This window comes from Kiloniella spongiae, from assembly GCF_001026905.1.
Classification (GTDB): domain Bacteria; phylum Pseudomonadota; class Alphaproteobacteria; order Kiloniellales; family Kiloniellaceae; genus Kiloniella; species Kiloniella spongiae.
In genome coordinates this window covers 159,303-185,566 of the sequence record NZ_LAQL01000007.1, presented here as the reverse complement: position 1 = coordinate 185,566, position 26,264 = coordinate 159,303, and the positions used below count along the sequence as shown (strand labels likewise).

27 protein-coding genes and 1 tRNA gene are annotated in these 26,264 nt (G+C 45.6%); 14 read left to right on the top strand and 14 right to left on the bottom strand.

All coding sequences use genetic code 11. The features are described 5' to 3' along the window. Positions 1-21: 21 nt before the first annotated feature. The 3 genes from WH96_RS12175 to WH96_RS21395 all read right to left on the bottom strand — a co-directional run bounded on the left by WH96_RS12175 (position 22) and on the right by WH96_RS21395 (position 3,061). Positions 22-405 carry a response regulator gene (locus WH96_RS12175; RefSeq protein ID WP_047764435.1) on the bottom strand — a complete coding sequence of 128 codons (384 nt, stop codon included), beginning with the start codon at positions 403-405 and terminating at the stop codon, positions 22-24. A gap of 116 nt (positions 406-521) precedes the next feature. Continuing rightward, positions 522-2,054 (bottom strand): helix-turn-helix domain-containing protein, encoded by a 1,533-nt coding sequence (locus WH96_RS12170; RefSeq protein WP_047764434.1) that lies wholly within the window; start codon positions 2,052-2,054, stop codon positions 522-524. A 392-nt stretch (positions 2,055-2,446) separates the two neighbouring features. Beyond that, positions 2,447-3,061: a LysE family translocator gene (locus WH96_RS21395; RefSeq protein ID WP_053005882.1), complete on the bottom strand. Its 615-nt coding sequence runs from the start codon at positions 3,059-3,061 to the stop codon at positions 2,447-2,449. An 81-nt stretch (positions 3,062-3,142) separates the two neighbouring features. Here WH96_RS21395 and WH96_RS12160 point away from each other — a divergent pair, with 81 nt between their 5' ends. The 7 genes from WH96_RS12160 to WH96_RS12130 all read left to right on the top strand — a co-directional run bounded on the left by WH96_RS12160 (position 3,143) and on the right by WH96_RS12130 (position 11,773). Then, positions 3,143-4,591, top strand: coding sequence for an aminotransferase-like domain-containing protein (locus WH96_RS12160; protein WP_156176794.1), 1,449 nt, complete (start codon positions 3,143-3,145; stop codon positions 4,589-4,591). Positions 4,592-4,899: 308 nt separating this feature from the next. Next, positions 4,900-5,379 (top strand): bacterioferritin, encoded by a 480-nt coding sequence (gene bfr, locus WH96_RS12155; protein WP_047764432.1) that lies wholly within the window; start codon positions 4,900-4,902, stop codon positions 5,377-5,379. Between the two features lie 380 nt (positions 5,380-5,759). Then, positions 5,760-7,046, top strand: coding sequence for an imelysin family protein (locus tag WH96_RS12150; protein WP_204248190.1), 1,287 nt, complete (start codon positions 5,760-5,762; stop codon positions 7,044-7,046). A gap of 139 nt (positions 7,047-7,185) precedes the next feature. Then, complete coding sequence (locus WH96_RS12145) at positions 7,186-8,715, top strand: di-heme oxidoreductase family protein (protein WP_082130462.1); 1,530 nt, start codon at positions 7,186-7,188, stop codon at positions 8,713-8,715. Next, positions 8,715-9,896 (top strand): imelysin family protein, encoded by a 1,182-nt coding sequence (locus WH96_RS21390; RefSeq protein WP_053005881.1) that lies wholly within the window; start codon positions 8,715-8,717, stop codon positions 9,894-9,896. The genes WH96_RS12145 and WH96_RS21390 overlap by 1 nt, the downstream gene beginning before the upstream one ends. Positions 9,897-9,899: 3 nt before the next feature. After that, a complete protein-coding gene (locus tag WH96_RS12135) occupies positions 9,900-11,000 on the top strand; it encodes a DUF1513 domain-containing protein (RefSeq protein WP_082130461.1) in 1,101 nt (366 codons plus the stop codon). A 101-nt stretch (positions 11,001-11,101) separates the two neighbouring features. Further along, on the top strand, positions 11,102-11,773 hold the full coding sequence (locus tag WH96_RS12130; protein WP_047764430.1) for a Fe2+-dependent dioxygenase: 672 nt from the start codon (positions 11,102-11,104) through the stop codon (positions 11,771-11,773). Positions 11,774-11,849: 76 nt separating this feature from the next. Here WH96_RS12130 and WH96_RS12125 read toward each other — a convergent pair whose 3' ends face one another. From WH96_RS12125 to WH96_RS12115, 3 genes are all read right to left on the bottom strand, one after another. Continuing rightward, the gene (locus tag WH96_RS12125) at positions 11,850-12,089 is read right to left on the bottom strand and encodes a YdcH family protein (RefSeq protein WP_047764429.1); all 240 of its coding nucleotides are present in this window, start codon (positions 12,087-12,089) and stop codon (positions 11,850-11,852) included. Positions 12,090-12,227: 138 nt separating this feature from the next. Continuing rightward, positions 12,228-12,530 (bottom strand): PAS domain-containing protein, encoded by a 303-nt coding sequence (locus tag WH96_RS12120; protein ID WP_047764428.1) that lies wholly within the window; start codon positions 12,528-12,530, stop codon positions 12,228-12,230. 85 nt (positions 12,531-12,615) lie between these two features. Next, a complete protein-coding gene (locus WH96_RS12115; RefSeq protein ID WP_047764427.1) occupies positions 12,616-13,080 on the bottom strand; it encodes a DUF2269 family protein in 465 nt (154 codons plus the stop codon). 154 nt (positions 13,081-13,234) lie between these two features. Between WH96_RS12115 and WH96_RS21385 the strand changes: the two genes are divergently transcribed. Genes WH96_RS21385 through WH96_RS12100 form a run of 3 tightly spaced genes read left to right on the top strand, consistent with a single transcriptional unit; the run spans position 13,235 to position 15,416 of the window. Beyond that, positions 13,235-13,861 (top strand): DUF4166 domain-containing protein, encoded by a 627-nt coding sequence (locus WH96_RS21385; protein ID WP_053005880.1) that lies wholly within the window; start codon positions 13,235-13,237, stop codon positions 13,859-13,861. Next, on the top strand, positions 13,849-14,964 hold the full coding sequence (locus WH96_RS12105; protein WP_047764426.1) for a saccharopine dehydrogenase family protein: 1,116 nt from the start codon (positions 13,849-13,851) through the stop codon (positions 14,962-14,964). Before WH96_RS21385 ends, WH96_RS12105 begins: the two co-directional genes overlap by 13 nt. Further along, entirely contained in the window at positions 14,964-15,416 is a 453-nt protein-coding gene (locus tag WH96_RS12100; protein ID WP_047764425.1) for a GNAT family N-acetyltransferase, read from the top strand. Before WH96_RS12105 ends, WH96_RS12100 begins: the two co-directional genes overlap by 1 nt. Here WH96_RS12100 and WH96_RS12095 read toward each other — a convergent pair. Together WH96_RS12095 and WH96_RS12090 are read right to left on the bottom strand one after the other, a co-directional pair. Then, the gene (locus tag WH96_RS12095; protein WP_281175852.1) at positions 15,413-15,646 is read right to left on the bottom strand and encodes a helix-turn-helix transcriptional regulator; all 234 of its coding nucleotides are present in this window, start codon (positions 15,644-15,646) and stop codon (positions 15,413-15,415) included. The two genes, WH96_RS12100 and WH96_RS12095, sit on opposite strands and share 4 nt — an antisense overlap. 1 nt (position 15,647) lies before the next feature. Further along, on the bottom strand, positions 15,648-16,136 hold the full coding sequence (locus WH96_RS12090; protein WP_156176793.1) for a hypothetical protein: 489 nt from the start codon (positions 16,134-16,136) through the stop codon (positions 15,648-15,650). A 169-nt stretch (positions 16,137-16,305) separates the two neighbouring features. Between WH96_RS12090 and WH96_RS12085 the strand changes: the two genes are divergently transcribed. The 3 genes from WH96_RS12085 (at position 16,306) to WH96_RS12075 (ending at position 18,228) form a co-directional block, all read left to right on the top strand. After that, positions 16,306-16,959, top strand: a complete 654-nt coding sequence (locus WH96_RS12085; RefSeq protein WP_047764423.1) for a class I SAM-dependent methyltransferase — start codon at positions 16,306-16,308, stop codon at positions 16,957-16,959. A gap of 123 nt (positions 16,960-17,082) precedes the next feature. Next, positions 17,083-17,724, top strand: a complete 642-nt coding sequence (locus WH96_RS12080; protein WP_047764422.1) for a class I SAM-dependent methyltransferase — start codon at positions 17,083-17,085, stop codon at positions 17,722-17,724. Positions 17,725-17,814: 90 nt separating this feature from the next. Next, positions 17,815-18,228, top strand: coding sequence for a hypothetical protein (locus WH96_RS12075; RefSeq protein ID WP_047764421.1), 414 nt, complete (start codon positions 17,815-17,817; stop codon positions 18,226-18,228). Positions 18,229-18,250: 22 nt separating this feature from the next. Here the strand turns inward: WH96_RS12075 and WH96_RS12070 are convergent. The 6 genes from WH96_RS12070 to WH96_RS12045 form a co-directional block, all read right to left on the bottom strand. Continuing rightward, a tRNA-Ile gene (locus tag WH96_RS12070) sits at positions 18,251-18,327 on the bottom strand. A 185-nt stretch (positions 18,328-18,512) separates the two neighbouring features. After that, the gene (locus WH96_RS12065; protein WP_047764420.1) at positions 18,513-19,427 is read right to left on the bottom strand and encodes an MBL fold metallo-hydrolase; all 915 of its coding nucleotides are present in this window, start codon (positions 19,425-19,427) and stop codon (positions 18,513-18,515) included. 133 nt (positions 19,428-19,560) lie between these two features. After that, a complete protein-coding gene (locus tag WH96_RS12060; RefSeq protein WP_047764419.1) occupies positions 19,561-20,043 on the bottom strand; it encodes an ASCH domain-containing protein in 483 nt (160 codons plus the stop codon). A 32-nt stretch (positions 20,044-20,075) separates the two neighbouring features. Next, positions 20,076-22,094: an RNA polymerase sigma factor RpoD gene (rpoD, locus tag WH96_RS12055; RefSeq protein WP_047764418.1), complete on the bottom strand. Its 2,019-nt coding sequence runs from the start codon at positions 22,092-22,094 to the stop codon at positions 20,076-20,078. A gap of 75 nt (positions 22,095-22,169) precedes the next feature. After that, a complete protein-coding gene (dnaG, locus tag WH96_RS12050; protein WP_047764417.1) occupies positions 22,170-24,158 on the bottom strand; it encodes a DNA primase in 1,989 nt (662 codons plus the stop codon). A 127-nt stretch (positions 24,159-24,285) separates the two neighbouring features. Further along, positions 24,286-24,738, bottom strand: coding sequence for a GatB/YqeY domain-containing protein (locus tag WH96_RS12045; protein ID WP_047764416.1), 453 nt, complete (start codon positions 24,736-24,738; stop codon positions 24,286-24,288). Between the two features lie 212 nt (positions 24,739-24,950). Here WH96_RS12045 and carA point away from each other — a divergent pair, with 212 nt between their 5' ends. Further along, entirely contained in the window at positions 24,951-26,156 is a 1,206-nt protein-coding gene (gene carA, locus WH96_RS12040) for a glutamine-hydrolyzing carbamoyl-phosphate synthase small subunit (RefSeq protein WP_047764569.1), read from the top strand. The last annotated feature ends 108 nt before the right edge of the window (positions 26,157-26,264 follow it).

The window sequence follows — 26,264 nt, the reverse complement described above, 5'->3', positions numbered from 1 at the left end:
CTGCCATTAATTTGAAAGACCTTAAGCCAGCTTTTCTTCAACACCCAAGTGTTGTTTAACCAAGCGAACAACATCTTTTGTTGAAAAGGGCTTTGTCACAAAATCATCCGCGCCGAGTTCCATTCCCTTCAATCGATCAACATCACGTCCTTTTGCCGTTAGCAAAATAACACGCATTTCTTTCCACGCGTCATTTGAACGTACATACTTCAAGACTTCGAAACCGTCTCTTCTAGGCAACATAATATCAAGCAATATCAGATCAGGTGGACGGCTTTCCACCATCCGCAAGGCGGCATCACCATCACGTGCAATAAAAACGTCAAAGCCAGCCTTCTTCATGAGAAAGCTTAATGAGTCGACAATATGAGGTTCGTCCTCGACCACAAGAACCGTTTGAGGCATTTTCTGCCTTTCTCCGCTATCCGGTTATCTCTTTTATTATTCCCTGTTGGCCTTACATTACAGTGTTGTTCGGTGTTTTGCCAAGCTAAGTCTTCACACCTTTGCACTGGCATAAATTAATTTCCAATCAAAACACTGTCTGGGTGCGCAAAGTCCACACCATCAGCATAAACCACGTGTCGTGCAAACGAAGCCTCACACCCTAAACTCACAGCAAAGGTATTACCCGCCTGCCCGACCATCACACCAGGTTTGGTCACGGTTTTTGATATAGAAAAATACACACTTTGATCTTCTGCGCGTAATGAATGAAGGTTAATACGTCCCGGCTTCAAAAACGCATCCTGCACCCCCCAATCAGGCGAAAGAACACCATACCTTGGTATCCGTAGACCAGATGCACTGAAACGTTTTGAGATCTGGCCCGCGAGGTCTACCCGGATAAAGTGGAATGGCACCCCCTCTTCCTCGGACTTTTGCAAGGTTGTCAGTCGATGGCAAACCTGCTCGAAACCTGCTCGAAACCGTCGACGCAACAAATCAATGTCATGACGCAACTCAAAAGCGGCACTCCGAAAAGCGCTATAAGGCATCATAACCGCCCCCGCGAAATAACTCCCTAGAGCCTTCAAGCACAGGTTTTTAGCTTCTTTACTACTCAGAGGAACATTTGAAAGCACGTTTTCCAGCACATCAGCATACGCAACTTCCGCAATAATCCTTGCCATTCTGAAGTTCAGAGAACTCGTCGCCAAAGTCTCCATCAACCTAAGCGTACCGCCATCCTCTCCCTTTAACTCCCACATTCCTCGCAAAAGTGTCCCTTGCGAAGAGACCGGCACAACCTCAACCTCAATGCCGAGTTGCTGATCAAGATAGTTGGCCAAGGCATCGAATAATCCATAGGGTTTTGGCTCACCCAAACGGCTCCTGAGCTCCTCCGCGGCTTGCTCCAAAATCGGGAAGTAGTGGTCATTGGCCGATAGCATATCAACGACTTCATCGGTCGGTGTTTCACTCAACAATGCAGCTTGCTTTGATTCACCATTAATAAAATCAAACAGCTCCCCAACCATCAAGGTTAACTTTTGGCTTTCATCTACAAGGACGTTGGTAAACCTTTCTCGCTGATGTTCTGAAAGATCATCATTATCCTGTAAAATCTCGGCAAAGGATCTGATGGAGGTTAGCTGCGTCAGAAGTTGATGGCTGGTTTTTGTAAAGTAGGGATCAGAAGAAATCGACTCTCGTGCCTTGAGCGTATCTTCACGCGCATTTCGAAAAGCTCGATACAGCTTTAACAAAGCTCGGCTAATTTCAGGATGCATGGCAACAAAATCACCAAGTATCGTGGCATCAGGCCTTGATCTTTCAAACAAGGAATCAGAGAAAAGCTCATTCATCGCAGAGAGGAGTCTGGCTTCTTCTCCGCCAGTAAGCTCACCCTCTTTCACGTTAAAAGCTTCTTCCAGCTTTTTTTGCAGCTTTCTTGATAAGGGGCGTTGATTATGCTCAACTAAATTCAAATAGGCAGCAGAAATGTCGATTTTCTTTGCCATGGCAATTTGAGTAAGTCCTATCTGGCTTCTTAAATGGCGAATTTTTCGCCCCGCAAATATCTGTCGCGCCATGACATTTACATCTTTCACAAAATTTAGAAAAATATCCTAAATAATTTTACAAACTTTGCAAAATTACACAACGCTTTATTGCAACCCTGCGCTTTGAATTCTACTTTTGCCCCATACGAACAAGTCAGTCCCTGTGCTTGATATTGTTAGTTGTGGCTTTTGTGCATGAGCCATCGTACTCCTGTCCTGCGATGTTCTTTCTCTTATCTGAGTAAAAAACATTCAGAGTAAGACAGGAAATTGATTCCTGAAGTTAGCTTTGGTGTTTTGTGTTTTTGCCCAAGCAAGAAATACTTTGGGGATATAAGGCAAGCTGGTTACCGCCAACTTTGTAATCAGCGAAGCTCTATCGACCTTACTGAGCGAGAGAGGCAATGCCCCTCTCGTTTTTTTTGCCTGCAAACTTAAGATTAAATCAAGATTTGTCCTGCAGCCATGTAGGCCACAATAGCCACTGTCGATATAGCTAAAACACCATTTACAATCAGGCGCTTTTGCGGGCTTTGGATTGCGGATATTATTCTGGCACCGCCCCATGACCACATACAGTTTGTTGGAAAACCACCAATAATAAACACCACACACATCACCGCCCACTGCTCAAGGACAGGGCTGGCCTGGTTTGTAAATTGGGCAAATACAGTCGTTGCCATTAACCATGCTTTGGGATTCATAGGATGCACAATCAAGCCGTTCAAATACCCCACGGTATCGCTACTTTGTTCGCCAGACAATTTCCCGGGGTCAGATCTCGCAATTTTCCATGCCAGATACAGCAAATAACAACTACTAATCACCGTTATGACAGGCGCAAGTGCGGGCGCTTCTTTTAAAAGGTTCGTTATACCAAAAGCGGCAACGGCAAGGACAAGGAAGAATCCGCTTTGAACACCAAAGGTAAAAGGTAGAGCCCCACGAAAACCCAATTTTGCTCCTGTCGCCATCAAAATCATATTTGCCGGTCCCGGTGTACCGGACATAACTGCTGCAAAAATCAATGCTGGAATAATATTTTCTATTGGCATGACTTTGTGTCCTTTTATCTCATTACCAGACAGAACATCTTGTCGCTCGTCATACGTTACATATTTATCTTGAAATGTTCATTGAACAATTACTATATTGTTCCTATGACAATTCTTTCTCTCATTGCAAAAAATAAACCCGGCGAAGGTCAAAAATACGCTCACTTGGAACAACTGTTCAAGACAGCAATTCGCGACGGTGTTCTTCTGCCCGGCGAGAAACTGCCCCCTTTACGAACCGCCGCCTGGGAGGCCAAATGCAGCCTTGGTACTATGTCTCGGGTTTATAGCTCCCTTGAGCGTAAAGGATTAGTGAATGCCAGAGTAGGTCAAGGAACTTTCGTTCAGGAAGCAGCGAACATTGGTGCTGATGTTATTCTACCCAATCCTCTTCAATCAAATTATGTGCCCCCCTTAAAAAACGATACAATTATTGATTTAGGCTTGAATGCCATCGCCAATGATTGGGGCGAAGAAATAATTCGCTGGGCCCTGCAACGCACCTCAACCAAAGCTTCAAGCTTCAACCTAATGACCTATCGGGATGGCTTTGGCGATAATCAGCAGAAGCGAGCGCTGCGGGTATTTTTACCTGAAACATTGCAAGGGATAAGCGAAGATAGGATGCTTATCAATCATGGCGCTCAAAATGGTGTTTATACGGCCCTTGGGCGGTTAGCATCACCCGGCGACACAATATGCCAAGAACCATTGAGCTACCCCGGTGTCTCTGCAGCGATATCACAGTTAGGACTATCCAGTTTAACAGTAGAGACCGACGCCATGGGCATTTGCCCTGTTTCTTTTGAGCAACATTGTAAAAAGGGCCGCGTCCGTATTCTGGTTACGACAGCGACAGGCCACAACCCAACCTGCATCACAACACCTATCGCACGCAGGAAAGAAATTGGGTTAATTGCACAAAAATATGATGTCCTCATTATAGAGGATGATATCTACGGCTTTCTTTATCCAGATGCCCCACCACCCTATGCTGAGATCTTCCCTGAACAAGCAATTTATCTCAGTGGCTTAGCGAAAAGGATCTCTCCTTCTCTACGCATTGGCTTTACTGTTGCACCGCCTCACCTGACCATGCTTATGGCCCAGGGCATCACGGCCCAAACCTGGATGGTTTCGCCAATACTAACCAACGCAGCCATGGAAATTGCCGGACGCACAGAAGATCTTACCTCTTTTACTCGTCAAACCACCATTGCAGCAGGAAAACGTCACGACTTAACAAATCGTATCCTCGCGCCCTACATCACCAATTACGCATCGTGCCAATCACATGCGTGGATCGAGCTTTCGGAAACAACCTCTACATCACAGCTTGTACGTCGCGCGGCCAAGGCCGGAGTCCATATTCTCGACGGTAGCCGCTTTGCCAACAATACAACTGCCGGGAAACATAACATCAGGCTCTCGATAATGACCCCAGACACAATACAACAACTGGAAAGAGGATTAATAAAACTCAGTACAGTCCTCTCAAATCCAAATGAAAGCTCTTGTGACTTCTTTTAAAACAAATCTAAAATAAAAAGCACAATATAGCATCAAATACATTACTAGAATTAACGATCAATATTCAATTCAAGCTTAAAGCGCACCACCCATGAGCCATCAATATTATAACTACGCAAAACTATACTATTCTAAATTTCTTTTTCAGAATTCAAAAATTAATAATCATTATCAATAACTATATTTTTTTACAAACTACTTGAAAATTTCATCAAACAATTTACATTATTGGAAAGATTCTAAAGTAGATCGCAAGCTGTAGTAAGATAATAAATTTCAAATAAGAACAAATTCAAAGCGAGGATATCATGAAAGGCGACAAAAAAGTCATCGAGCACCTGAACACTGCTTTAACGCACGAATTGACGGCAATTAACCAGTACTACCTTCACTACAAACTTCTGCAGGACTGGGGCGTTGAAGGTCTTGCCAAGCATGAGTACAAAGAATCCATCGAAGAAATGCAGCACGCTGACAAGCTTATGGATCGCATTCTGCTTCTTGATGGGTTCCCAAATCTTCAAAACCTGAACAAACTTAAAATCGGGGAAGATGTAGAAGAAATTCTGAAATGTGATCTCGCTGGCGAACTCGAAGCCGTTGAAGTTTACAAAGAAGGCATCGCCTATTGTGAATCTGTACAAGACTATGGCAGTCGTGAACTTCTTCGTGAAATCTTGGTTGACGAAGAAGAGCATGTGGACCATCTGGAATCACAGTTTGAGTTAATCAAACGTGTTGGCATCCAGAACTACATCCAATCTCAGAGTAAAGTCGAAGGCGACTAAGCTTTTTAGAGATTTCAGTCTTCAAAATATGATCACAAAAAAAGCCAGTTACGCATGATGTAACTGGCTTTTTTGTGCCGGACTCTTTTGCTTTTTTGTCTTATTTTTGTATGCAATTCAGCAATGCCCTTTCTAGAAAATCGCCCTAAAAACCCAGAAACTCTCTTCTTAATCCGACGATTTCAGTAAAGTATTTTCGACAAAAAAGAGCAAATATGAAATTGCAAATCATTCTCAAAAGTGTTAATTGTTGCGAATAATACTCATCTGCTTCTGACTTCTTCAGAAGCAACACATGATGTCGCCTGGCTATTAAAGTCCGAAATAGCCAAAACAGAATTGGCCAGAATTAAATTGGCCGAAACAAAATTGGAATGAAAATGAGTCACGCTCTCAAAAAAGCTGCGCGTGTAGCAAGCACTGTCACCGTCCTTACTGTTCTTGGTGCAGGTACTGCATTTGCAGACACCGTTGACGCAAAAAGCGTCCTGAACAATTACGCAAACATTGCCCACGCAGGTTTTGAAGATTCTTTGACATCTGCACAAGCTTTGGACAGTGCAATTGATAAACTAATTGCCTCTCCCACTTCAGCTTCCCTGAACGCTGCTCGTGCTGCCTGGGTTTCTGCACGTGCCCCTTATCAGCAGACCGAAGTTTATCGGTTTGGTAACGCCATCGTTGATGATTGGGAAGGACGTGTTAACGCATGGCCATTGGATGAAGGCCTCATCGACTATGTCGATACGTCTTATGGTGATGAATCAGACGAAAATGCGCTTTACACTGTAAACGTGGTCGCCAATTCAAAACTATCTGTAAACGGCAAAGAAGTTGATGCCTCTGCAATTACACCGACATTGATTTCTGAAACACTACACGAAGCAGAAGAAGTAGAATCAAACGTTGCGACAGGTTACCACGCAATTGAATTCCTTCTTTGGGGCCAAGATCTGAATGGCAACGGCGCTGGTGCTGGTAGCCGTCCGGCAACTGATTTTGATGTAAAGAATTGCACAGGTGGCAATTGTGACCGTCGTGCACAGTATCTAAAATCAGCTTCAACACTTCTGATCGCTGATCTTGAAGAAATGAAAGCAAACTGGGGCGAAAAAGGCGAAGCAAGAACCAACCTTCTAAAAGATACATCTGGTGGCCTGGTAACAATCCTGACTGGCATGGGATCCCTCTCTTACGGTGAACTTGCAGGTGAGCGCATGAAACTGGGTCTTCTGTTGAACGATCCAGAAGAAGAGCACGACTGCTTCTCGGACAACACACATAACTCACATTACTTTGACCAGATTGGTATTCGTAACGTGTACACCGGCCACTACCGTCGCCTTGATGGCTCTGTTGTAAGCGGCCCGTCCATTTCTGATCTTGTAAGAGCAAAAGATGCTGCGGTTGACAGTGAAGTTACAACTAAACTGGATGCAACAGTTACATCAATGGCTGTAATGAAAGCCCGTGCAGAAAGTATCGAAGCCTATGACCAAATGATTGGCGAAGGTAATGTTGTCGGCAACGCTGTGGTTCAAAAAGCAATCGACGGCCTGATTGATCAAACCCGTTCAATCGAACGTGCCGTTGTTACGCTTGGTCTTTCAGCTATTGAAGTTGAAGGTTCTGATAGCTTAGACAACCCGAATGCTGTTTTTAACTAAGATCTGAAAATAGATAAGTAACTAGGCACTGCGACCTCGTGTCTATCTATTCAGGATAAATAGTTATGCTAGTTTGTGGGCAGTTCTTAATTAAGGGCTGCCCATTTCATATTCCTAAAACTTTGATAACAATAATAAAATGCCAACGTCATCAGGAAAATACCTACCTCTCTTTTACGCCTTTCTTATCGGCATGGGGCTTACCTCAAGCGTAAATGCGACCTCTCCTAACCGCAAAGATCTTAGTCAAAAGGATTTGGAACGGGTCCAGGCCATTACCAAGCCTACGAATGACTTTTCCAAAGCAGAATCCTACGAGAACAAATCTGCCGGGGCCCCGACATCAAAAAAAACAATATCGTCAAAATCCTTTTCTCATTCTTCTGCCAATTTATCATTCAAGGGTGAGCGCGATTTCAAACTCGGCAACAGTCTCTTTAAAAAGATCTGGGTTTCATCCCCCTCATCCACCAAAGCATCTGACGGATTAGGCCCTCTTTTCAATGCCAGGTCCTGTCAACGCTGCCATTTACAGGATGGTCGCGGACACCCGCCAGAAAACAATGACGATCTGGCCACGTCAATGTTTTTGCGCCTTTCCGTCCCAGCACGAACAGAAGCAGAAAAGCAAGCGATCCGTACCGGCACCTTACTTCGCATCCCTGAACCCACCTACGGTGGACAGTTGCAAGACCAAGCCGTGACAGGTCTTCCCGCCGAAGGTAAGATGCTCATTTCCTACGAAGAAGAAGTTGTGACCTTGAACGGCGGCGAAAGGGTCTCTCTTCGCAAACCCAGTTATCGTGTTGATGAACTCGCTTATGGCGACATGGATCCCGATGTAATGCTTTCCCCCCGGGTTGCGCCCCCCATGATAGGCTTGGGCCTTTTGGAAGAAATCCATGAGCAGGATCTTTTATCACTGGCAGATCCTGAGGATAGGAATAACGATGGGATTTCTGGTAAAGCCAGCTTGGTATTAAACCCAGAAAGCGGACAAAGAGAAATTGGGCGTTTTGGCTGGAAAGCATCAAACAGAACCGTTCACACGCAATCAGTAAACGCCTTTGCAGGTGATATCGGATTATCAACCCCGGATATTCCAGCTCACTGGGGCGACTGCACATCTAACCAACCCCAATGTCTTTCCCAACCCCATGGATCACAGAAAAACCTTGGTGATGGCGAAGCGCCACAAAAAGTCCTTGATCTCGTTGTTTTTTATTCAAAAAATCTCGCGGTTCCAGCACGCCGCAACGTAAGCGCTCCTGATGTCTTAAAAGGCAAAGAACTCTTTTACACAAGCGGTTGCACATCCTGTCACCAACCCAAGTTCGTCACCCGAAGAGATGCTGCTCAAAAAGAGTTGGCTTTTCAGCTTATCTGGCCTTATAGCGACCTTCTTCTCCACGATATGGGCGAAGGGTTGTCTGATAACCGCCAGGTTGGTAATGCATCCGGAAACGAATGGAGAACAGCGCCTTTATGGGGGATAGGCCTCACAGAAAAAGTGAATGGCCATACCTATTTTCTTCATGATGGGCGGGCACGAAATCTGTTAGAAGCCATTATCTGGCACGGTGGCGAGGCACAAACAGCAAGGGACAAAGTTGTCACCATGTCACCCGAAGAACGAAAATCTCTGATTACTTTCCTGGAATCTCTGTAATGACGATGAATATTCCCCTTAAATCTGCGCGCCCACTCAAACAACGCGTCAAAAACGTTGTTTGTGGCACACTCAGAGGAAGTACCATCCCCCGGATAGCAATTACTGGGATAGCAATTACTGGGATAATCATTTCAGGACTTTCAGTAAATGCATGGGGACAGTCTTCTGAAACAGCCTATAAGCCAATTATAGAACAGGTCATCAAAAAGGCCATTCTTCCCAGCTATGAAAAGTTGGTTGAAGAAGCTGCTCACCAAGAAAGTAATATAGAGAAACTATGCCTATCCCCGAGCGAAACTAATCTGAACAGTGCCAAAGATAGCTTTCGCTCTCTCGTCTCAGCCTGGTCTCGCGTTGAGATGTACCGTATTGGGCCTGCGATTAAAGATAATCGTCAGGAAAAACTGTTCTTTTGGCCAGACCGTAAATCTATTGGATTACGACAGGTTCGAAAGTTAATCGATACCGAAGAACAAACAGCGCTTACAACAGAAACCCTAAAAAAGAAAAGCGTCGCTGTTCAAGGTATTCTGGCGCTTGAATATGTTCTGTTTGGGAAAAATTCAGAAACACTCTCTGTGGCCACACCCAAATCCTATCGATGTGAATATGGCGCGACCATTGCCCAGGCAATCGGGGTTACTGCGCAAACGATTGTAGATGACTGGTCTTCACCATCCGGCTACGCCGCGCAGATGCTCGACACAAGTTCTACAAACCCAATTTATCGATCCGACGCAGAAGTTATGCAGGACCTCCTCCGTATCAGTAGTGAAATGATACAGAGTACGCGGGATCTTAAAATCAAAAATACAATTAAGGACAGTCCGGAAAAATCAAAACCAAAGCGCGCGCCCTTCTGGCGATCAAATTTAACGCTCCACGCTTACAGGAATAACCTTGATGCTGTCGTGAGTCTCTTCACAATTGGCGGGCTTGGACAGCTTACACCCCGTTACACAAAATCCCTTGCTTTTGAGTTGGAACAAACCAATAAATTCTTGGCCGAGTTGGAAAAAGAGAACACATCTTGGGAGAAACAGGTAAAACAAAAAGAAGCTCACGAACTCTTGACCTTTACCCTTATCCCGCTGGAAGGTGCACAATACATTGTTAGTGATCTCATTCCTCAGGAGCTTGGTCTCAGCCTAGGCTTTAACTCTTTAGACGGCGATTAACAAATGCCTTTATCCCGTAGAGAGTTCTTAAGCCGAATTGCCGCCAGCGGTGTTCTCGCAACGGGACAACTCCCTCTGGCCTCTTTTGTTCAGGCAAAAACAACTTCTCCTCATAAACCAGCTTACGTTTCCACTCTCAGACGTGCAGATGGTAGGTATGCCGCTGCTGTCATCGACCATTCAGGAAACTTAATTTTCCAGGAACTTCTGGATGATAGAGGCCATGCAACAGCTATCGCACCCAACAAAAAATTCGCCGTTGTTTTTGCCCGGCGCCCGGGACGCTTTGCATTGGTACTTGATCTCATAAAGAATCAGCGTCATCTGGCCTTTTCTCCTCCGGCAGATCACCATTTTTATGGCCATGGTTTTTTCTCTCCTGATGGTAAACTGCTATATGCGACCGAGAATGACTACGAGAACGAGCGTGGTATCATCGGCATATACGACACAGAAAATAACTTTATGCGTATAGGACAACATGACAGCTTTGGCATCGGTCCACACGAAGCCATCCTGCTTGCTGACGGAATTACCATTGCCATTTCAAATGGAGGTATTATTACCCATCCGGATTATCCCCGACAAAAATTGAACCTTGCCTCTATGGAGCCACAGATAAGTTACGTAGATCGGCGAGATGGAAAACTCATATCACAAAGCAAATTGCCATCAGAATACAGTCAGCTTTCACTTAGACATATGAGCGCAGCAAAAGACCAGATCTGGATTGGCGGCCAATACGAAGGCGACCCAAGCAACAGCATCAGCCTGGTCGCATCGCATCGCATCGGTGATGAAATCATCCCCGTGTCCAAAGGACAAACCTATCTCGGGATGAAACAATACATTGGGTCCGTCAGTACGAATATCGACGGCAGCTTAGTGGCAACAACAGCCCCCAAGGGCAATAAAATCGCAATATGGAATAGTGACACCCATGAACTCGTGAAGATCATAAAACATCAGGATGCTGGCGGCGTTGCACCGAATGACAAAGATTTTACAATTTCAGACGGGCGAGGAAATCTGTGGCAAAATGACAAGGCCATTTATCATAACCCGGAAATAGCCTGGGATAATCACCTTAGCTCAGTCAAATAATCAAAAAACTGCTACCCAAAATAGCCGTTATTACTCATTAACCTTTCAAATGTTATCCTTGTAATCAACATTCCACTTTCCTCTCTACGGATTAGCAGAAAATGTTGATAACCATACCAGATATTTTAGATCCACCGGGGCTCACTAGAATAAATGAGCTGCTTGATCAGGGACAATTCAAAGATGGAAAGCTTACCGCTGGATGGCATGCAAAACTCGTAAAAAACAACACTCAACTTTCAGGCAGAGATAAAGCAGCAAAACAGGCAACAGCCCTGTTAACAAACACGCTACAACGCAACGCCACTTTTGCACGGGCAACCCTTCTCCGACAGATGCGCCCGCTTCTGTTCAGTCGCTACGAACCTGGTATGGAATATGGTAGTCACGTGGATGATGCCATTATGGGATCTGACAGAGGTTTTCGCACCGATATATCTTTTACCGTTTTTCTGAACGATCCGAACAGCTATGAAGGCGGTGAATTAATAATGGACAGTTCTGTTGGTGAGCAAAAGTTTAAATTGCCTGCAGGATCAGCGGTCGTATATCCCTCAACCACACTACATAGAGTTGCCCCTGTTACCAAAGGCACCAGACAAGTCGCCGTCAGTTGGATACAAAGCCTTGTCAGATCAGGTGAACGACGCGAAATAATCTATGATATTGACACAACCCGACGCGCACTTTTTGAACGTGATGGAAAAAGTAGGGAATTTGACCTTCTAACCAAGACCCATGCTAATCTATTACGACTTTGGTCTGAGCCATGAACAACAAAACCTAAACAAAAAAATGGCTGCCCAAAATAGGCAGCCAAAGTTTGTCTTGGGGAATTTAACAAGTAAATTAAACAGCTAATAGCGAGTAGATCGTATCTTTAAGCACCAAACGTTCCTTTTTGATCTCATGGATGTGATCATCACTTAACGTCTCGACCTCACTTTCGTGCCGATGAATCATCCTGTTAATTCGGTGATAATCCTCGGCGAGTTTCGCAAAATGTTTATCAGACTGCTTCTTGGTATGGATGCGGTCCTTAAACTCAGGAAATTCCTCTACGAGTTCATGCGGTGTGTGCTGTGACATTCCCACTCCCTTATTACTGCCATCTACAGGTGTAATAATAGAGCCAAGTCCCTATTCATACTTTGACGTAGGTCAATCAAGGCATCTTTTCATGTATGGAAAACGACATATTCCTGAATGGGTGGGAATCATACAATCTCAATCAAAAATCATCGTCATCCGGCTAGGCGGGTTTTGAGTTAAAATTTCACTTACCCGTAAGCCTGTGTAGCTCTGTGTTGAAATCTCATCAATCAAAGTTCCGACAAGACGATATTCAAAATCGAGCGGGTCCCTATGAACATTAATAAGTTCACAATAGGGCAGTAACGCTGGTATTGCCTGCGGATCAATATCCGTGCGAGATGGCAGTTTTTTAACCCGTGGCAAAGCTTCCCAATAATCAAGTAATTCAACAAGATGAGACGCTTCAACGCATAGCTTCTTATTCAATTCCGACATGGATGCACTTATTTTCTCTCCGCTTTTCCAGCGAGCTTTCTCCTTATTCGGGCCCCTTATCTTAATCAGTATAACACACCTTTACTTAACCCGGCTTGAAAACCATAAGATAGAAAACAACTAAAATCATTGGAAAAGCCAAAGACCCTAACAAAATCCACCAACGATCCAGCATCCAATATTCAGTAGCTACATCCGTGTGGCTATCTATCGCAGTCTTGATCAATTCCCGCATCCGGATTTGAATCCACACAACAGGAAGCCAACAAATACCTGCGCCCAAATAAAGACCTACACCCCACAGTACCCAAGTGTCACTCAGGCTATAACCTGTAACAATGATTAATCCGATTCCAGAAAGAAGCTGTACAATCACAGACGGCGTTGTAAACAGCCAATCAGCAATAACTACATGCCGCACCGCAAAATACATAGCGGGTAAATCTCTGCTCCGATTAGCCATAAACATATAAAAAGCACTGCCAATCCCAGTACCAAATAGGATTGTTGAGCTCAGAATATGTATCCATTTCAGTAGATCATAGTCCATTGATCATAGCTTCACTTAACCCTCATTTAATGAATTTAACATTCATAAGCATTTGAAAGATTAGTTTGTTTTCATCTTGTCCCACAAACAAAATCCAGCCTAAACTGATTTAATTCCTGTATACGTTTCCCAACCCCACATTTCGGAGCAACACGTGCCCACAGGTGACCCCATATTTAAATCTGTCTTCGGAAAAGACTGGGACAAACTTCCATCTGTGATGAAAAAGCATTACGCCGTGCGTTCAAACAGTCGTGACCGTGTAGTGGTCAAAGGTAAATTGGATGTAAAAATATCGCCAATAGTCAGCTTGATGGCACGGATTAGCGGCATGCTTCTCGCGTACTCTGGCAAAAACATCCCCGTTACCGTTGTGTTCAGAAGTGATAATCATGCCAGTGCCTCTGTATCGAATACGCCCTTTTACTTTGATCGTACTTTTCATTTTCCTGATCGTGGCGACATCACTTTTCGCTCACGCATGGAACAGATCCAAGGTAATATACTTGTTGAATTCATGCGCTTTGGCATTGGCTGGAAGCTCGCTTACGAGTGGGACGGTAAAAAAGTTATTCTCCGCCACAAAGGCTATGTCTGGCGGCTCTTTGGCAAACTACTCCCGCTACCTCTCTCATGGGTAATGGGTGAAGGTCATGCTGAAGAAACGCCGCTTTCCGATGACGATTTTTCCATGTGGACCCACGCCAAACACTCTCTATTCGGCCCGACCTTTGGTTACGCAGGTACTTTTAAAGTCACGGAAGTCAAATGCCAGAAGTAGAAACACCACAACGGCCAGTACTGATCCTTGGGGGGTATGGTAACTTTGGTAAGCGCATTGCCTCTGCCTTAACGCGTGACAATATTCCGGTTATCATCGCGGGCAGAAATGCAGAAAAAGCCAATGACTTTGCAAATCAACTCCCCGGTAAGTTGACGCGAACAGCTTGTTTTGATGTTTACAAGGACCTTGCTATCGAGCTTCAGCGTCTTAATCCAGCGGTTGTCATCAATACCTGTGGTCCCTTTCAGAACAATAACTATGAGGTAGCAAAAATCTGCATTAGGGCGGCTGTTCCCTATATTGATCTTGCAGATGGACGGGATTTTGTTTTCGGCATCAAAGCCTTAGATGATAAAGCCAGATTAGCAGGAATACCTGTAATTTCAGGTGCTTCGACTGTTCCCGGATTGTCATCTGCCGTACTGGATAGATACAAAGATCTCTTTTCAGAAATTGACCAGATGATCTATGGCATTTCCCCCGGACAAGGAGCCGAACGCGGCCTGGCCACAACACAAGGAATACTGAGTTATCTGGGCAAGAAGCTTTCCCCTACGCAGGGATCATCAGCATCACGTTATGGATGGCAGGATATTTATCGCCAGGAATTCCCTTTACTCGGAAAACGCTGGATGGCGAATTGCGACATTCCCGATCTCGATCTTTTGCAGTCACAGTACAACATCAAGTCTCTGCAATTTTCAGCAGGTATGGAACTTGGCCTGATACACCTTGGCTTATGGGGCCTATCATGGCTTATTCGCTGGGGTTTGCCTATAAGGCTTGAAAAACACGCTGCCTCTTTACTAAAGCTAAGCAATTGGTTCAACATTTTTGGTACCAGCGACGGCGGTATGCATATCATCCTCAAAGGGAAAGATCACAACGGTCAATCACTGACAAAAAAATGGTTTATTATCGGGCTGGACGGTGACGGCCCGCAGATCCCGACAATTCCGGCCATCATCCTTGCGAAAAAAATTGTCCGAAACGAAAGGATAGCGTCAGGTGCAATGCCTTGTGTCGGACTGGTTTCTCTTGCCGATTATCTACAGGAACTTGCGCCCTTCCATATCCGCACCTTTGAAGATGAAATCTGATGAAACTTGTTCCCGCCCGCCTTGAAGATCTTCCTCTTCTGCCCTCAATTGCCCTAAGATCCAAAAGTCATTGGGATTACCCCCAGGACTTTCTGGACAAATGCAAAACCTTCTTTGAAGCGGAATACACAGAAGAATACCTGAAAAAATCCTATACTTTTCTGTTCCTACAAAGCGACGAAATCATTGGCATGGGCAGCCTGCTGTGGAACGACATACCGATGATCGACAGCTTCTGGTTACTGCCTGAAAATATCGGCAAAGGTTATGGTAAACAGGCCTTTGATCTTCTGATCAAAGAAGCACGAAAACTTGGCTGGCCAAACCTCACGATCATCTCTGATACCTATGCAGAAGGTTTTTACAAAACTATGGGCGCCAAACGCGTGGGTGAAGTCCCTTCGGAAGTACAGGATAAAATGCTTCCGAAAATGTTTATTGATCTTGGTTAATCACCGATCTCATAGGAAAAAACATCCCCCAGCGAACAGCCAAACACATGGGCGATCTGAAACGCCAGCTCAAGCGACGGTGAGTATTTTGCCTTTTCAATCGCCACAATCGTCTGTCGGGAAACGCCGGTTTTTTCAGCCAACTGCTTTTGTGTCATTTCATCATGGTCAAAACGTAATCTGCGGATGTTATTGGTAATCTGCCCTTTAATCATTTCCCTTTTGACCATATCAAATGCCACCGCGATAGAGGAACAGCTTAACCACATCACCTATGACATTGGCAATAAACATGAAAAAGATGATCAACAGAAAAACCAGACCAGGCGCAAGAACGTCCAGCGCCAACACCCCCATAGACACCATAAAACCAAAGCTGAAAACCAACAAAATGATTTGCATGGACTTGAGGTCGAACAACTTGTCTCGCTCATCATTCATCATCGGTTCATAGTCTTTGGTCACGATGGAATGAATAATGGTAAAGAGGATATGCACCACAATGCTAACCACAATACCCCCGCCCACAAGAATAAAGAAGCTCTTCCCAATCAAACGATATCCATCCGACCCGTCCATCGCCCCGTCCTGATAGAAGCCAAGCATATAAAAGCCAAATACCCCAAACATAATCAACGTGGTTATCAGGGAAACACCCACTCTTCTTTCCTGTTGAGACATCGTTGTTATCTTCCTGCCATCTCGTTTAATTTTTGTCACATAATGTGTCCTGTATTTACGACATAATGTTAAACAAATAATACTCAGAGTCAAATATATTTGACTCAATATTAAAATGAAGCCACAGTACGAGCATCCTCTCATTGAGGAGTCTCGTTAAAGAGCAGTCGCTAAGTATGTGATTAACAAAGCAACCAGAGAAACAGGCATGACGACACCAGAAAGAACATCATCACCAGAAGCTCCCTCCGCGAAATTCTGGAACAAAATGGCCGATCGTTATTCAAAATCTCCCGTCTCCAATCAGGCCGCCTATGAAAAGAAGCTAGAGATCACGCAAAGCTATTTCACACCTGACATGGAAGTTCTGGAACTTGGCTGTGGCACTGGCACAACGGCGCTTATTCATGCGCCCTTTGTAAAACATATCCACGCCGTTGATATCTCGGAAAAGATGCTGGAAATCGCGAGAGACAAAGCGGCGAAACAGAACGTTACAAACGTCACCTTTGCTCAGGCAGCCATTGATACTTTCATTGCCCCGGATCAGTCCTATGACATCATCATGACCCACAGTGTACTCCACTTACTCGAAGACAAAGAAGCCACCATCGCCAACATCCATAAAATGCTCAAACCCGGCGGCTATTTCATCAGCAGCACCGTCTGCCTGACCGGGATCATGAGATTCCTGCAATTAATAGTGCCCATCGGAAGACTTTTCGGATTTATGCCACTGGTAAAGTTCTTCTCTACCAAACATCTGGAAAAAAGCATCGCCAATACAGGCTTTAAAATCATCAGTTCATGGGAGCCCCAAAAGAGCCATTCTGTGTTTATCGTAGCGAGGAAGATACCGTAAATATTTCTTATTTATATTAGCGACTTAAGTGGAGAGTTTTCAAAGAAAATTGTAAAGACTAGGCGCATACACACCTACGACATGATCCAGCAATTATGGTTTGATAAATGAAAGAAAAAAGCAATGAGCCAATCAGAGGAATTTTGGGATAAGGCTTCGAAAAACTACGATAAGACAGAAGATCGCTTTGAACATATTCATAGCAAAACAAGTCAAAATACCAAGAAATATCTAAATGCTACGGACATTGTATTAGATTATGGATGTGGCACAGGTACAAAATCTTGCGAATTTGCCAATCAGGTAAAAGAAATTCACGCTATTGATATATCCTCAAAAATGATTGAAATCGCGAAAAATAAAAGCGTTGCAAACAAAGTAGAGAATGTAAATTTCTTAAAAACAACTATATTTGACGAAAAATATAAAAAAGAGTCATTTGATGTCGTTCTGGCTTTCAATATGCTTCATACCGTCCCCAATCCTCAGGATATTATGGTTAGAATACATGAGCTACTAAAGCCTGAAGGATTATTTATTTCAGCAACACCCTGTTTGCAGGAAAAGATGTCTTTTTTGGTTAGCATCCAAATTTTCCTATTCCGAATATTATCCAAAACTGGAATAGTTCCCATATCTATAAGAAGATTTAAAAGTTCAGAGGTGAACGACATGATTGAAAACGGGAATTTTCAAACAATTGAAACTGAAAATATATACTACGGAGCAACGAGTTATTTTGTTGCAGCAAAGAAAGCGAGCTAAACCTCTGAACAATAATACGATCAATATGAAATCTTCCAATCAAGGAAACCAGAAAACAGCAGTTCAATTTTTATTTTGGCTTGGAAATAAATGACCGAATTTGTAAAACTAAACCAAGGTTGGAATGCAGAACCTAACACTCCAATCCCTCAGGTAAAGCTGATAAAATCTAATTTAGAGCTTCATTTTTTCCTAAACCCGTATCAGTTCGAAAATTACAACGAGGGAGATAAAGGTTGTATAGAATTTTCAAATTGTTCACGCTTTCGATTCACAGATATTAACGATGAGGCATGGTACAAAGGAGAATGTCGCTTTAGCAAATTAGCTCCTAGTTGGGGGGAGTTTTACCTTGTGCAGAGAAACTTTAAAGAACAAGAAAATGCGACACCATGGCAACATCACGCTCAAAAGGATACTACTTTAGATAATTTCTTATTTTATTTTCGAGATAGTACTTTTGAATGCAGTGCTAAAAGTTGGTCGTTCAAGTTGGTGACATGAACAAAAACCAATTACAAGAAATTGGTGGGCCCGGCAGGACTTGAACCTGCGACATCTCCGTTATGAGCGGAGGGTTCTAACCAACTGAACTACAGGCCCACTTGAGCGCCTAATGTTGCTCAGGCGCTCGGAATCTTCAAGTGTTAAATGTTCGATTCTATAACAGAATTATAAAAATTTTCGACTTGATAATTTTACCCATCAAATATTGAGCCCAATGACAGGCGATGGATATCACGCTTTGCATCATACACGCTCATAAACCAAATAGTACACGCAGTGTATCAGGCATAGGAAAGTCGTGCCGCACCGTAGGAGACGGATTTACTGACCGGATCAACCCGCATCAGGTCTTCGCCGACCAGTACAGGGCCATCGAATGATTTCTGAACTTCGGCAAGCAGGTCATCGCGGTTGCTGTTTGGCGGAACGATATGGGTCAGGAGCAGGCATCCAACGCCTGCTTCGCTTGCCACCTTCCCCACTTCGTCTGACAGAGTATGATAGCCCGCAACGGCAGCAATGGTTTCGGCGGATCGAACTCCCTCAACCACGTGCATTTCCCGGTGGACAAAAACCTCGTGTACCAAGAGATCAACACCCTTGGCTGCTTCAATCAAGGCCGGGCAATAGGTGGTATCGCCAGACAGCGCGATCTTGGTCGCTGCCCTTCCCTTATCCTTTCCAGCGTCCTTTGGCGCTGCAAAGACAAAGCCAAAGGCCGGGTCAATCGGCTGGTGATCCACCGCGACAACATCAACAGTCACTTCGCCAAACTGTAGGCGTTCGCCCGCTTTGATTTCGGTAATATCCAGTTCCAGAGCCGCTGTGGAAGGGCGCTTTTCGTGTGCGATGCGCAGGTCCAGTTCTTCTTTCCAGACCGCCATCAAGCCCTCAACAAACTTGCGTGTTCCCGTGGGGCCATAAATCCGTTGCGGCGTTGTCCGGCCTTGATGCCAGGCAGAGACGATAACCTGATAGATATCAATCACATGATCAGAGTGTAGATGGGTAAGTAAAATAGCATCCAGCTTGGCCCCTGATGATCCTGTGCCGACGAGACGCTGCGTCACACCGGAACCACAGTCGATCAGGATTTCAGTATCACCATCCACGCCAGAATGACGGATTAATTGTCCCGCCCCATAGCGTTCCGTGTGAACCGCCGGGCAGCCCGTCCCCAAAAGTGTGATATCCATCTTTACCTCCCTATTGTCCGTCACATCCTGTCCGTCTTAACGCGGACGTCATGGCACGTTTTTTTTAACTTTCTTTCTGGTTCTGTACTCTGCACAGAAAAAGTATCAAATGAAACTATAATATTTATTGGTATTATTTTATTGGATAGATCAGCTTGAAACGCTCTAGCACCAACAAAGTGTCAGCCGTAAAGCTGTTTCCAGTTACTTCAGCACGGCGTGTAAAAAACTCCTCATGAACTTGCTGCCACTCCTGATAGCTTCCCTCTCCCTCTGCCAGCGCAAAATCTTCTGTAACGTCCTTGTAGGCAGCGAATGATACCGATGTCATCTGGATCAAGCAGCGTGGCTTTCCCGCAAAATCGGTGAGAATATGATAACTCCCCTCTTCGGGGGGATCTTCCTTATCGTGCTCGTAATCAAACAACGCACCACAGGTTGCCGTTTTCTGACCTTTCATAACAAGAGCCAGAAGATCGTCGGCCAACTCAGGGCTATCACCAAAGAACCATGACGAAAAAGAGGCGTTCCGGTCTTCTGTCGGGATATAGTCCCAACAGTTTTTCCAGAACGCCTCTAGCTTTTCATCTGATTCCCGAAGTGAATTTTCTGCCATCTTCAGGGCCCAGTAATACTTTTACGCCGTAATCAAGTATCCAGGAAGCTGCGCAACTTGCGCGAACGACTTGGATGCTTGAGCTTACGCAGTGCTTTCGCTTCGATCTGACGAATACGCTCACGTGTTACCGAGAACTGCTGACCAACTTCTTCCAGCGTATGGTCGGTGTTCATACCGATACCAAAGCGCATGCGAAGCACACGCTCTTCACGCGGGGTCAAGCTGGCGAGAACACGGGTTGTGGTTTCGCGCAGATTTGACTGGATCGCAGAATCAAGCGGAATAACAGCATTTTTATCTTCGATGAAATCACCGAGATGGCTGTCTTCCTCGTCCCCGATCGGGGTTTCAAGTGAAATAGGTTCCTTGGCAATTTTCAGGACCTTGCGCACTTTTTCAAGCGGCATGCCCAAACGTTCGGCCAATTCTTCCGGCTGTGGCTCGCGGCCAATTTCATGAAGCATCTGACGGCTGGTACGAACCAGCTTGTTGATGGTTTCAATCATGTGAACCGGAATACGGATTGTCCGGGCCTGATCCGCGATAGAGCGGGTAATGGCCTGACGGATCCACCAAGTCGCGTAAGTCGAGAACTTGTAACCGCGACGGTATTCAAACTTGTCCACCGCCTTCATCAAACCAATGTTACCTTCCTGAATAAGATCCAGGAACTGAAGGCCACGGTTCGTGTACTTCTTGGCAATAGAGATCACAAGACGCAGGTTGGCTTCGACCATTTCGGTCTTGGCGCGACTGGCTTCTTTTTCACTGGTCTGCACGACTTTAACAGTCTTACGGAATTCAGGAATTGGCAAACCAACATCATCGGCAACCTTGGAAATGCTGCCACGGATTTTGGTAATATCCTCGGAATAGCGTTCCGCGAATTTGTCCCAACCCTTGCCTTTGTAACTTTTGATTTCTTCGAGCCAGTTCGGGTGAAGCTCACTACCGAAATAGGTATCGAGAAATTCCTGACGCGCAACACCTGATTTTTCAGCCAGACGCAGAAGTTTACCTTCTTGAGACATCAGGTTTTTGTTGAGACCGTAAAGCTGATCCATAAGCTGTTCAAGACGGTTGGAGTTAAAGTGAACCCCTTCCATAAGCTCGATCATTTCCTGCTTCATTTTGCTGTATTTTTTCTCTACAGCATCCGGGACTTTGTCACCGGCAAGCAAGGATGTCAGGCGCTTTTCCTGAACTTTGCTCAGTTTCTGTTGATGACCCGCAATGCTTTCGAGCATCTCGAGAACCTGTGGCAGCAAGGCTTCTTCCATGGCAGCAAGAGACATATTGTTCTCTTCTGCGTCATCATCATCGTCGTCACCACCTTCTGCAGACGCCGCCTCACCTTCTGCAGGTGCAGGTTTGTCTTCATCATCGTCGTCAGCAACTTTTTCGCCAGGCTGACTAACGATTTCATCTTCGACATCCGCTTTGTCACCCGCGCCGGATTCTTCAAACGCGATATCATCGTCGTTTGGTCCGCCGCCATAGGTGGCATCCAGATCAATAATGTCTCTAAGCAGAAGATCGCCTTGGATCAGGCCTTCGCGCCAGTGTAGCAATGAACGAATTGTCAGCGGACTTTCGCAAATACCGCCGATCATTTTATCCCGGCCAGCTTCGATACGCTTTGCAATCGCAATCTCGCCTTCACGAGACAGCAATTCAACCGTGCCCATTTCACGAAGATACATACGGACAGGATCATCGGTACGTCCGGCGTCCTCTTCCTTTACGTTACCGACAACAACTTCGTCAGGCTTCGCTTCTTCATCAACGGCTTCGTCTGCTTCTTCATTTTCGACAACATTGATACCCATCTCGGAAAGAAGGGCCATGATGTCTTCGATCTGCTCGGATGACATCTCATCAGATGGCAAAACCTTGTTGAGCTCGTCATATGTGACATAGCCAACTTCTTTTGCCTTCGCGATCATCTTTTTGACGGTCGCGGATGTAATATCCATTAGAGGTCCGTCGGAAGTTTCTTCCCGATTTTCCGTGCTTTTTTCAGCGGTTTCGGTCGCCTTGGTCGCCATATAACCTTGTACCCCAAATAGCAATTTAGCACGCTAGCCGATTCGATAATTAGCCAACGTGCTCTCTCGTAACGCTTAGTGACTGTCTTCATAGGCATCCGGGTCATAACTATCCAAATCAATAGCTATACCGGATGTCTCTTGCCGGAGTTGCTTGTGCGCCTCTAGCTGAGTCAATCCCGTTTCATCCATATTCGCCGCAAATTCGCGACTGTGAACACCTTTTTCCTGTTCTGCCTGTTTCTCGCGGAACATAGCCGCTATATGCGTCACACCGTGCTCAGCTGCGTAGCTGTCCGTTGCCGGTCGCGCAAATTTTCCGTGATCCATAACAGCAGGACTCAAGAGTTCATCCATTAGTCGAGAATATCCCTTATCGCAGAGTTGGCATTTAAGTGCCTCTCTGTCAAGATCTGGGTCTCGAACAATAACATCCACGAGATCTTGTAACACCCTGTTATATTCGTCACTCGGAAGCTTCAAACTCGCCAGATCCTCTAGCTGTTTGGACAAAACATTGGGATGATTGATCAGCGTCGCCAGTAAAAGCTGTTCCTGTCGCTGCGCTAATTTTCTCGCGGGTAAATTCGGTCGGGGGATACGCGGGTCCAATTCAAACGAATCCTTCTTCCCCCATTGGCTGTTGCGATTCTTCTTCCGCCCGGCCTGTTTTTTGAAGGGCTTGTTATAACCTTGATAGTTATTTCCGCCATAACCAGAGCCCTGATTATAACTGGACCCGCCATAAGCTTGAGCAGCAGATTGCGTCGCACCTTTGTTGGTTGCTCCCGTTAGTTCATCAAAGCGGCGAAACATTTCCTTTTGATATTCGAACTTCAAATCCTTATCGGTAATAACACTGAACTGTCTGCGCAGTTCCGCCTTCAAAGCAGCACGCCTTTCAGGCGTTTCGATATCCACGCCCATGGTCGTTTTCCGCCACAGCATTTCTGACAAGGGTTTTGCCGTGCGCAGAACTTCCCGCATCTGGGCAGGACCTTGTGTCTGAATAAGGCTATCCGGATCTTCTCCTTCCGGCAATGTCGCAAAGCTAAGCGATTTACCCGGCTGAATGATAGGCAAAGCCCGTTCAACCACTCTGTTCGCTGCCCGAATACCGGCAGTATCACCATCAAGACATAACACTGGTTCCGGCACCATACGCCAGAGTTCCTGTATCTGGTCTTCGGTTACCGCCGTCCCCAATGGCGCAACAGCCGATGGAAAACCAGCTTGTGATAGGGCGATGACATCCATGTACCCTTCGGTAACAACGACCTCGCCCAGGTCATGAGCAGCCTGCCGCGCACTTGCCAAATTATAGAGTACCTTACCTTTGTGGAAGAGGATCGTATCCGGCGAGTTCAGGTACTTAGCCTTACTGTCACCAAGTGCACGCCCACCAAATGCGATAATTCTGCCGCGACGATCAGTTATCGGGAACATCAGACGATGAATAAAATAATCCCAGTATTCGTTACCATCTTTACGTTTATCTTCATCACTGAGCTTGATCACCCCGACATCAACCAGTTGCTCGTCATCAATCCCGCGTGCGTTCATAGCCTTGCGAATCAGGCCACGCTGGTTAGGGGAATAACCCAAACGAAAACGACTGACGGTTTCCGGTCTTAATCCTCGACGATTAACATAGTCACGCGCCTCCTTACCTGCATCACCTGCCAGTTGCTCTTCGAACCACTTGGCGACTTCTTCCATCACATCATAAAGGCTGGCACGTTTTTTAGATCTTTCGGCTTCTTCCTTCGTTGCCTTTGGCACTTGAAGGCCCGCTTGTTCGGCAAGGCGTTCAACAGATTCGGGAAAAGAAAGGCCCTCTGTCTCTGTGACAAAGGTAATGACATCGCCGTGGGCACCACAGCCAAAGCAGTGATAGAATCCCTTATCATCATTAACAGTAAATGAAGGGCTTTTTTCATTATGGAATGGGCAGAGGCCGCTGAATTCCCGACCACGCTTGATAAGTTTGACCTTACGGCCAACCACACCGGAAACCGGCACACGTGCGCGCAGTTCATCTAAAAACTCAGGCGTGAATGACATTGAAGGGCGTGTTCCCAAACCAACAGTACCTTGATCTGAAAGTTAGCTTATCACAGCAGTGCAAAAGAAAACAGAACCCATAGGCATCCCATGAGTTCTGTTTACATATAATCCGTTTTTGGCAGATTTAAACCAGTTTGGCTTTTACGACACCACTGGCTTTACCAAAATCCATTGTACCTGCGTACTTACCTTTGAGCGCACCCATGACTTTTCCCATATCTTTAATGGAATCCGCCCCGAGTTCTGCGATAAGATCTTCGACAATCTTTTCGATTTCTTCAGAAGACATTTGCTTCGGAAGAAACTTTTCGATGATCTCAATCTCACTCTGTTCGCGTTCTGCGAGTTCTGTACGACCAGCCTTCTCGTACATTTCAATCGAATCTCTTCTTTGGCGAATCATTTTCTGGAGCATTTCCAGAACCGCTTCCTCACCAATAGGATCACTCCCCTCGCCGCGCGCCGCAATATCGCGGTCTTTTAAAGCAGCCAGAATAAGCCTAAGCGTTGATATCGCTTGCTTATCTTTGTTGCGCATAGCTTCTTTGAGAGCATCATTCAAGCTGTTACGTAGCATCATTTGCCCCGAACATGTTTAGAAAGGACCAGAACCTACTCTAAAAAGAAAGAAATGGCAAAGTTTTAAAAACTTTATAAGCCGCTGTTATTAAACACTATTTTCTTTCGTGTTTTTCTTGACCTAAAAGCCACTTATGCTTATACAAAGGCCTCAGCTATTAAATCGCTGACGATTACGTCTGCCTAAAGGACGCCTCATCCATGAGTATTATGACATCAAAAGAAACCTCCGTCTCTCAGACAGGGGCTATTGATTCTGCCTGCAAACAACCTGCGGGAGCAACCGCGGTCCTCGTTCTTGCCAACGGGCAAGTGTTTTGGGGAAAGGGTTTGGGCGCAGAAGGTGAAGCCGTTGCAGAAGTTTGCTTCAACACCTCGATGACAGGGTATCAGGAAATCCTGACCGACCCTTCCTATGCAGGACAAATCATTACCTTTACCTTCCCACACATTGGGAATGTTGGGGTCAATGATGAAGACATCGAGACGATCACCCCTTCATCACGCGGCGCCATTCTCCGAATGGACATCACCCAGCCGTCTAACTGGCGCGCAACCCGCGATCTCGATGCTTGGTTAAAATCTCATAACCTCAGTGCGATCACAGGTGTCGACACTCGTGTCCTTACCCGCCTGATCCGTGACAATGGCGCGCCTAACGGCTGCATTGCCTATCATGCTGACGGCAAGTTTGATCTGGAAGCACTCCGCAAGAAGGCCGCTGACTTCCCTGGCTTGAACGGTATGGACCTTGCCAAAGATGTCACTTGCGCACAGACATCAAACTGGAATGAAAAACGCTGGACCCTCGAAGAAGGATACCAGAGCGAAGAAAATCCCGAGTTTCATGTCGTCGCAGTGGATTTTGGGGCGAAACGCAATATCCTGCGCTCACTCAGTTCACAAGGATGTCGTGTAACCGTCGTACCTGCAAATGCAACAGCAGACGAGATCCTTAACCACAAACCAGATGGTGTCTTCCTTTCTAACGGCCCGGGTGACCCGGCTGCGACAGGTGAATATGCCATCCCAATGGTGAAAGCACTTCTGGACCAGAAAGATCTGCCTATTTTTGGCATCTGTCTTGGTCACCAGATCCTTGCACTTGCACTTGGTGCAGACACCAAGAAAATGCATCTTGGCCACCGCGGTGCAAACCATCCTGTCAAAGACTTCACCACCAACAAGGTAGAGATCACCAGTCAAAACCATGGCTTTATGGTCGACAAAGACAGCCTGCCGGAAAGTGTTGAAGAGACCCATGTTTCGCTTTTCGACAACACCAATCAAGGTATCCGTCTGAAAGATCGCCCGGTGTTCTCTGTTCAATATCACCCAGAGGCTTCACCCGGGCCACAGGACAGTCAGTATCTGTTCAAGCGGTTCCGCGATCTTATGGCAGACCGCCGAAAATAATTTGCAATGGCGGCGCTTTCGACAGCAGCCGCCATTGTTTTACGAGACAGCTGAAAAGCTCACTGCCCTGAATAAGGCAAGAGCAAACAGACAAAAGATGAGTACAGC

What these genes read in the sequence shown, in the direction of transcription:
- WH96_RS12175 (WP_047764435.1), bottom strand. Translation starts at nt 405, where the DNA reads ATGCCTCAAACGGTTCTTGTGGTCGAGGACGAACCTCATATTGTCGAC.
- WH96_RS21395 (WP_053005882.1), bottom strand. Translation starts at nt 3,061, where the DNA reads ATGCCAATAGAAAATATTATTCCAGCATTGATTTTTGCAGCAGTTATG.
- bfr (WP_047764432.1), top strand. Translation starts at nt 4,900, where the DNA reads ATGAAAGGCGACAAAAAAGTCATCGAGCACCTGAACACTGCTTTAACG.
- WH96_RS12150 (WP_204248190.1), top strand. Translation starts at nt 5,760, where the DNA reads ATGAGTCACGCTCTCAAAAAAGCTGCGCGTGTAGCAAGCACTGTCACC.
- WH96_RS12145 (WP_082130462.1), top strand. Translation starts at nt 7,186, where the DNA reads ATGCCAACGTCATCAGGAAAATACCTACCTCTCTTTTACGCCTTTCTT.
- WH96_RS21390 (WP_053005881.1), top strand. Translation starts at nt 8,715, where the DNA reads ATGACGATGAATATTCCCCTTAAATCTGCGCGCCCACTCAAACAACGC.
- WH96_RS12135 (WP_082130461.1), top strand. Translation starts at nt 9,900, where the DNA reads ATGCCTTTATCCCGTAGAGAGTTCTTAAGCCGAATTGCCGCCAGCGGT.
- WH96_RS12130 (WP_047764430.1), top strand. Translation starts at nt 11,102, where the DNA reads ATGTTGATAACCATACCAGATATTTTAGATCCACCGGGGCTCACTAGA.
- WH96_RS12125 (WP_047764429.1), bottom strand. Translation starts at nt 12,089, where the DNA reads ATGTCACAGCACACACCGCATGAACTCGTAGAGGAATTTCCTGAGTTT.
- WH96_RS12120 (WP_047764428.1), bottom strand. Translation starts at nt 12,530, where the DNA reads ATGTCGGAATTGAATAAGAAGCTATGCGTTGAAGCGTCTCATCTTGTT.
- WH96_RS12115 (WP_047764427.1), bottom strand. Translation starts at nt 13,080, where the DNA reads ATGGACTATGATCTACTGAAATGGATACATATTCTGAGCTCAACAATC.
- WH96_RS12105 (WP_047764426.1), top strand. Translation starts at nt 13,849, where the DNA reads ATGCCAGAAGTAGAAACACCACAACGGCCAGTACTGATCCTTGGGGGG.
- WH96_RS12100 (WP_047764425.1), top strand. Translation starts at nt 14,964, where the DNA reads ATGAAACTTGTTCCCGCCCGCCTTGAAGATCTTCCTCTTCTGCCCTCA.
- WH96_RS12095 (WP_281175852.1), bottom strand. Translation starts at nt 15,646, where the DNA reads ATGGTCAAAAGGGAAATGATTAAAGGGCAGATTACCAATAACATCCGC.
- WH96_RS12085 (WP_047764423.1), top strand. Translation starts at nt 16,306, where the DNA reads ATGACGACACCAGAAAGAACATCATCACCAGAAGCTCCCTCCGCGAAA.
- WH96_RS12080 (WP_047764422.1), top strand. Translation starts at nt 17,083, where the DNA reads ATGAGCCAATCAGAGGAATTTTGGGATAAGGCTTCGAAAAACTACGAT.
- WH96_RS12075 (WP_047764421.1), top strand. Translation starts at nt 17,815, where the DNA reads ATGACCGAATTTGTAAAACTAAACCAAGGTTGGAATGCAGAACCTAAC.
- WH96_RS12065 (WP_047764420.1), bottom strand. Translation starts at nt 19,427, where the DNA reads ATGGATATCACACTTTTGGGGACGGGCTGCCCGGCGGTTCACACGGAA.
- WH96_RS12060 (WP_047764419.1), bottom strand. Translation starts at nt 20,043, where the DNA reads ATGGCAGAAAATTCACTTCGGGAATCAGATGAAAAGCTAGAGGCGTTC.
- rpoD (WP_047764418.1), bottom strand. Translation starts at nt 22,094, where the DNA reads ATGGCGACCAAGGCGACCGAAACCGCTGAAAAAAGCACGGAAAATCGG.
- dnaG (WP_047764417.1), bottom strand. Translation starts at nt 24,158, where the DNA reads ATGTCATTCACGCCTGAGTTTTTAGATGAACTGCGCGCACGTGTGCCG.
- WH96_RS12045 (WP_047764416.1), bottom strand. Translation starts at nt 24,738, where the DNA reads ATGCTACGTAACAGCTTGAATGATGCTCTCAAAGAAGCTATGCGCAAC.
- carA (WP_047764569.1), top strand. Translation starts at nt 24,951, where the DNA reads ATGACATCAAAAGAAACCTCCGTCTCTCAGACAGGGGCTATTGATTCT.